This is a genomic window from Flavobacterium sp. (assembly GCF_003525665.1).
Classification (GTDB): Bacteria; Bacteroidota; Bacteroidia; order Flavobacteriales; family Flavobacteriaceae; genus Flavobacterium.
On the sequence record NZ_DQDX01000134.1, the window covers coordinates 3276 to 8712 of the forward strand.

Sequence of the window (5437 nt, forward strand, 5' to 3'; positions counted from 1 at the left end):
GTGCTTTCTATGTTTATATAATCTACTAATAGCAATAAAACTCGATAAAGTACATTTTTTTGAATTTATTTTCGGCAAACAGATGCTTCTATTGAGTTTATTCTACATTTACGTAGAATTTATTCGTCTTTTTTGTAAATGTGTTTATTATAAAATATTTTCGCTTTTCAATACATGCATTTTTTTATTTTATCACTTAAAATTATTCGAATTTAAATCGCATTTTTTAATCTGACAAGAAAAAAATCGATAAAGTGCATAAAATAGCAGTTAAAATGCTATTTTGATTAAATAATATATGAAAAATATTACAAAAAAATGAAAGCATTGACTCTTATCAGGCATTCAAAATCAAGTTGGGATGATCCTGTAACTGACTCAAAAAGAGATTTATCGCCTAAAGGAAAACTAAAAGCTAGAAAAGTTGCTTTATTTACAAAAAATAGGGTAAATCCAGAGGCAATAGTTTGGTCTAGTTATGCAAAAAGAGCTCACAAAACTGCAATACTGTTTCTAGAAAATTGGGGATGGAGTGTGAGTAAAATTGAAATTGTAAATGATTTGTACACTTTTGATTCCAATCAACTTGAACAAATTGTTAAATCTTGCCAAAATGACTGTAATAATCTAATTCTTTTTGGTCATAATAACGCAATTACAGATTTTGTTAATAAATTTGGGGATGTTTTTATTGATAATGTGCCAACCGCAGGATTTGTAACAATTAATTTTGATACCGATTCTTGGTCAAAAATCAATAAAGGAAAAACCATTGAAATTATAGTTCCACGAGATATTTAGTTATGAGTCCAGACAAAAAGTACAGGTATATAGATAGAGAAAAAAGTTGGTTAACCTTCAACGCCAGAGTATTACAAGAAGCCGCAGACGAAAATGTTCCGTTGCTAGACCGACTTCGTTTTTTAGGTATTTTTTCAAATAATTTAGATGAATTCTTCCGAGTTCGATTTGCTGCTATTAGACGATTGAGTTTGTCTGGTGCAACTGGCGAAAAAATTCTTGGTGGAATTACTGCACAACAATTAGTAAAAGACATCACAGAAATTGTGATTAAACAACAAGCTGAGAGTTTGAAAGTTTTAAGCGTTATTGAAAAACAGCTTGAAAAAGAAAATATATTTACCGTAAATGAAAATCAACTTTGTCAAGAACATCAGCTTTTTGTTCATGATTTATTTATTCAAAAAGTAAGTCCAGAGTTGGTAACAATTATCTTAAATGACCTTGCCGAATTTCCACTATTAAAAGATACTGCTGGTTATTTAGCGATAAAATTGGTCATGAAAACCGATGCAAAACCCAAGGTTCTTGGATTGGTAAAACCAAAAAAAGAGATAAGGTACGCTATTATCGAAATTCCAAAAACGATCAATAGAATTGTTGTCCTTCCAGAAATTGATGGTAAAAAATATATTATGCTTCTCGACGATGTCATTAGATATAATTTAAATAACATCTTCAATATTTTTGATTACGAAAGTATTTCGGCTCACATGATAAAAATTACTCGTGACGCGCAATTGGATATTGATAGCGATATGAGCAAGAGTATGTTACAAAAAATCGCTACTTCAGTTAAAGAACGTAGAATAGGCGAGCCAGTGCGTTTTGTTTATGATACTGAAATTGATAAAGATACGCTGAAATTTTTCTTAAACAGAATGAAAATCGAATCGACCGATAGTATCATTCCTGGTGGACGATATCACAACCGACGCGATTACATGGATTTCCCAAACCTTGGTAGATTTGACTTATTGTACCAACAAAAAAAGCCACTTCCTGTAGAAGGATTATCGTTTGAAGGTAGTATTTTAAGCCGAATTGCTATAAAAGATTATTTGATTTTTGCACCCTATCAATCGTTTTCATATCTAATCAAATTTTTGCGTGAAGCAGCGTTAGATCCAAAAGTGTCGTCTATCAAAATTACGTTGTATCGATTGGCGAAAAACTCTCAAATCATTAGTTCGCTAATCAATGCTGCCAAAAACGGAAAGCGAGTTGTAGTTCAAATCGAACTTCAAGCACGTTTCGATGAAGCCAGTAATATTTCCTACGCAGAGCAAATGCAACAAGAAGGAATCGAATTAATATTTGGTATAAAAGGATTAAAAGTACACAGTAAAATTTGTGTTATTGACCGATTGGAAGACGGAAAAAATAAACGCTACGGATTTATTTCAACTGGAAATTTCAACGAATCTACAGCAAAAGTGTATACCGATGTAACTTTGTTAACCAGTCATCAGCAAATATTAAAAGACGTTTCTAAAATTTTCGATTTCTTTGATATCAACTATAGATTGCACCGATACAAGCATTTAATTGTTTCGCCACATTATTCTCGTTCTAAGTTTTATAAATTAATAGACAGAGAAATTCACAATGCCAACGCAGGACGACCAGCTTATATCAATTTGAAAATGAATAGTTTGTCTGATTTTGAAATGATTGATAAATTATACGAAGCAAGTAATGCAGGTGTAAAAATGAAATTGCAAATTCGTGGAATCTGTTCGCTTATTCCGGGAATTAAAGGCATGAGTGAAAACATTGAAGCCATTAGTATTGTAGATAATTATCTTGAACATACACGAGTTTTCATTTTTTGCAATGATGATAATCCAGATGTATTTATTTCATCGGCCGATTTTATGACTCGTAATCTCGATGGTCGAGTAGAAGTAACCTGCCCAATTTATCAAGATGATATCAAGAAGCAATTAATCGATACCTTTGAAGTAGGTTGGAAAGGAAATGTAAAAGCCAGATTTCATTCGGAAAAACTGGATAATAAATATAGAGTTCGCAAGGAAAACGAAGTTGTTTTTAGAGCGCAACATGAAACTTACAACTATTATAAAAACCAACAAGACGAAAATTTAAATACCTAAATTAGCACCAAATAAGTACAATTAATGATTTCAATAAAAAAATACGCCGCGATTGATATTGGTTCAAATGCCATGAGATTGCTTATTACAAACGTAGTAGAACAAGAAGGAAAAGAAACGCAATTTAATAAATCGGCGCTTATTCGTGTGCCAATTCGTTTGGGTCAAGATGCGTTTACAGTTGGCGAAATATCGCAAGAAAATATAGATCGAATGGTTGACGCTATGGAAGCTTTTCGATTGTTAATGAAAGTTTACAAAATAGAAAGATATAAGGCTTGCGCTACATCGGCAATGCGTGAAGCTTACAATGGTAAAGAAGTTGCAGAAATCATCCGCGAAAAATCGCAGATTGATATTGATATTATTGATGGAAAGGTGGAAGCTGCAATCATCGCTTCTTCTGATTTAAATACTTTGTTGACAATCGATAAAACGTATTTATATGTAGATGTTGGCGGCGGAAGCACCGAATTTTCTTTATTCGATAATGGAAAAATTGTAGCATCCAAATCGTTCAAAAACGGAACTGTCCGACTTTTAAATGATATGGTAAACGATATTGTGTGGCTCGAAATAGAAAAATGGATTAAAACCACATGCGAACCATTCGAAAATATTACCTTAATTGGATCTGGTGGAAACATCAATAAATTATTTAAATTATCAGGAAAACAACAAGACAAACCCTTGTCGTTCTTATATCTAAATTCGCAATACCAATATTTAAGTTCGCTTACGTACGAACAACGAATTTCAGAAATAGGATTGAATACTGACCGTGCCGACGTAATTATTCCGGCAACTCGAATTTATCTTAATGCTATGAAATGGAGTGGCGCACGACAAATTTATGTTCCAAAGATTGGATTGTCAGACGGAATTGTAAAAGCAATGTATTACAACAGAATATAACCAAAAACCAACCAAGCATATGAAACTAAAAATTATAGTTCTTTTAATTATTACGACTCTTTTTTCATGTAAAAAGGAGCAAGAAGTAGCGACTTATTTTGCAGATGATACAAAAGGAGTAAAGAATGGTGGTGTTAAAATGATTTCGATTGCAACGCCAAAAGGAAAGTTTAATGTTTGGACAAAACGCATCGGAAACAATCCGAAGATTAAGTTATTGTTGCTTAATGGCGGACCAGGAATGTCGCACGAATATTTTGAAGCGATGGAAAGTTTCTTGCCAAAAGAAGGCATCGAATTTATCTATTACGACCAATTAGGAACTGGTTTTTCTGATAATCCAAACGATACTACAATGTGGGATTTACCTCGATATGTAGAAGAAGTAGAGCAAGTTAGAAAAGCATTAAACCTTACTAAAGACAATTTTTACTTATTAGGTCATTCTTGGGGCGGGATTTTAGGAATGCAATATGCGTTGAAATACCAAGATAATTTAAAAGGATTAATAGTTTCTAATATGATGGCAAGTTGTCCTAAATATGGCGAATATTCTAAAGTTTTAGCAAAGCAAATGCCACAAGATGTCCTAAAAACGGTTAAGGATTTGGAAGCTAAAAAGGATTACACCAATCCGCAATACATGGGATTGTTGATGGAGAACTTTTACAACAAACACATCCTTAGAATGCCTGTTGCCGAATGGCCAGAACCTGTAAATCGTTCGATGGGAAGATTAAATTCGTCATTATATATTACAATGCAAGGTCCAAGTGAGTTGGGAATTTCGGGTAAATTAACCAATTGGGATGTTTCTAAAGAATTACCAAGTATTACAGTTCCGACTTTAGTGATTGGAGCAAAATACGACACAATGGATCCCGAATACATGAAATGGATGGCAACGCAATTCAAAAACGGAAGCTACTTATATTGCGCCAACGGAAGTCACATGTCGCTTTATGATGATCAAGAAACGTACTTTAAAGGTTTGATTGATTTCTTGAAGAAAGGGAATTAGTGAGCGGTGAATGGCTACTTGCAGCTATTAAAAGGTTTATAAATAAAGAAACTTCCAGAATAAATTATTTTGGAAGTTTTTTTATTGGTGTAGAAAGTAGTTTGATCTGTTTTTTGCTGCTGATGCCGTATAATGATTTTTAAGTAGTTGATGATTTCAAATGCACTTAAAAATGGTTTTGGCAGTTTGGCAGAGGTTATTTTACTTTTTTAGCCTCTACTTTTTTATCATTAATAAATAGTTGACAATTTACTTTGAAAAATCCTCCAAGATTAACTTTAATATTTTCTCTTTCATTTTTCTGATTTATTAAATGACCTGTTAATTTGGTAGAAATTGCACCAAATGTTTTGTCTTGTAAAATATCATTTACGTATAAAAATTCGCCGTTAAACCACGTGTTTACAACTTTGATTTCGTTATTTTCGTAATTTGTTATCCAAATACTTTTCATATTATTTTTATTTTGTTTCTTTTTATTTAGATTGATATTATTTTAATTTAGATTTCAAGATTTATTTAAATATCAAGATTTAAGTTTGTTTTTATATTAAATTCTAAATTCAATTAAGTTATATTTTTG

5 protein-coding genes are annotated in these 5437 nt (G+C 32.1%); 4 read left to right on the top strand and 1 reads right to left on the bottom strand.

All coding sequences use genetic code 11. From position 1 onward, the window contains the following. Positions 1 to 318: 318 nt before the first annotated feature. From DIU01_RS09560 to DIU01_RS09575, 4 genes are read left to right on the top strand one after another with little or no spacing between them, the layout of a single operon-like run. On the top strand, positions 319 to 801 hold the full coding sequence (locus DIU01_RS09560) for a histidine phosphatase family protein (protein WP_290833862.1): 483 nt from the start codon (positions 319 to 321) through the stop codon (positions 799 to 801). A gap of 2 nt (positions 802 to 803) precedes the next feature. After that, complete coding sequence (ppk1, locus tag DIU01_RS09565; RefSeq protein WP_290833864.1) at positions 804 to 2918, top strand: polyphosphate kinase 1; 2115 nt, start codon at positions 804 to 806, stop codon at positions 2916 to 2918. A gap of 24 nt (positions 2919 to 2942) precedes the next feature. Then, positions 2943 to 3833, top strand: a complete 891-nt coding sequence (locus DIU01_RS09570; RefSeq protein ID WP_290833866.1) for an exopolyphosphatase — start codon at positions 2943 to 2945, stop codon at positions 3831 to 3833. Between the two features lie 19 nt (positions 3834 to 3852). Continuing rightward, complete coding sequence (locus DIU01_RS09575; protein WP_290833868.1) at positions 3853 to 4854, top strand: proline iminopeptidase-family hydrolase; 1002 nt, start codon at positions 3853 to 3855, stop codon at positions 4852 to 4854. 196 nt (positions 4855 to 5050) lie between these two features. Here DIU01_RS09575 and DIU01_RS09580 read toward each other — a convergent pair whose 3' ends face one another. Further along, a complete protein-coding gene (locus tag DIU01_RS09580) occupies positions 5051 to 5308 on the bottom strand; it encodes a hypothetical protein (RefSeq protein ID WP_290833870.1) in 258 nt (85 codons plus the stop codon). Positions 5309 to 5437 lie beyond the last annotated feature (129 nt).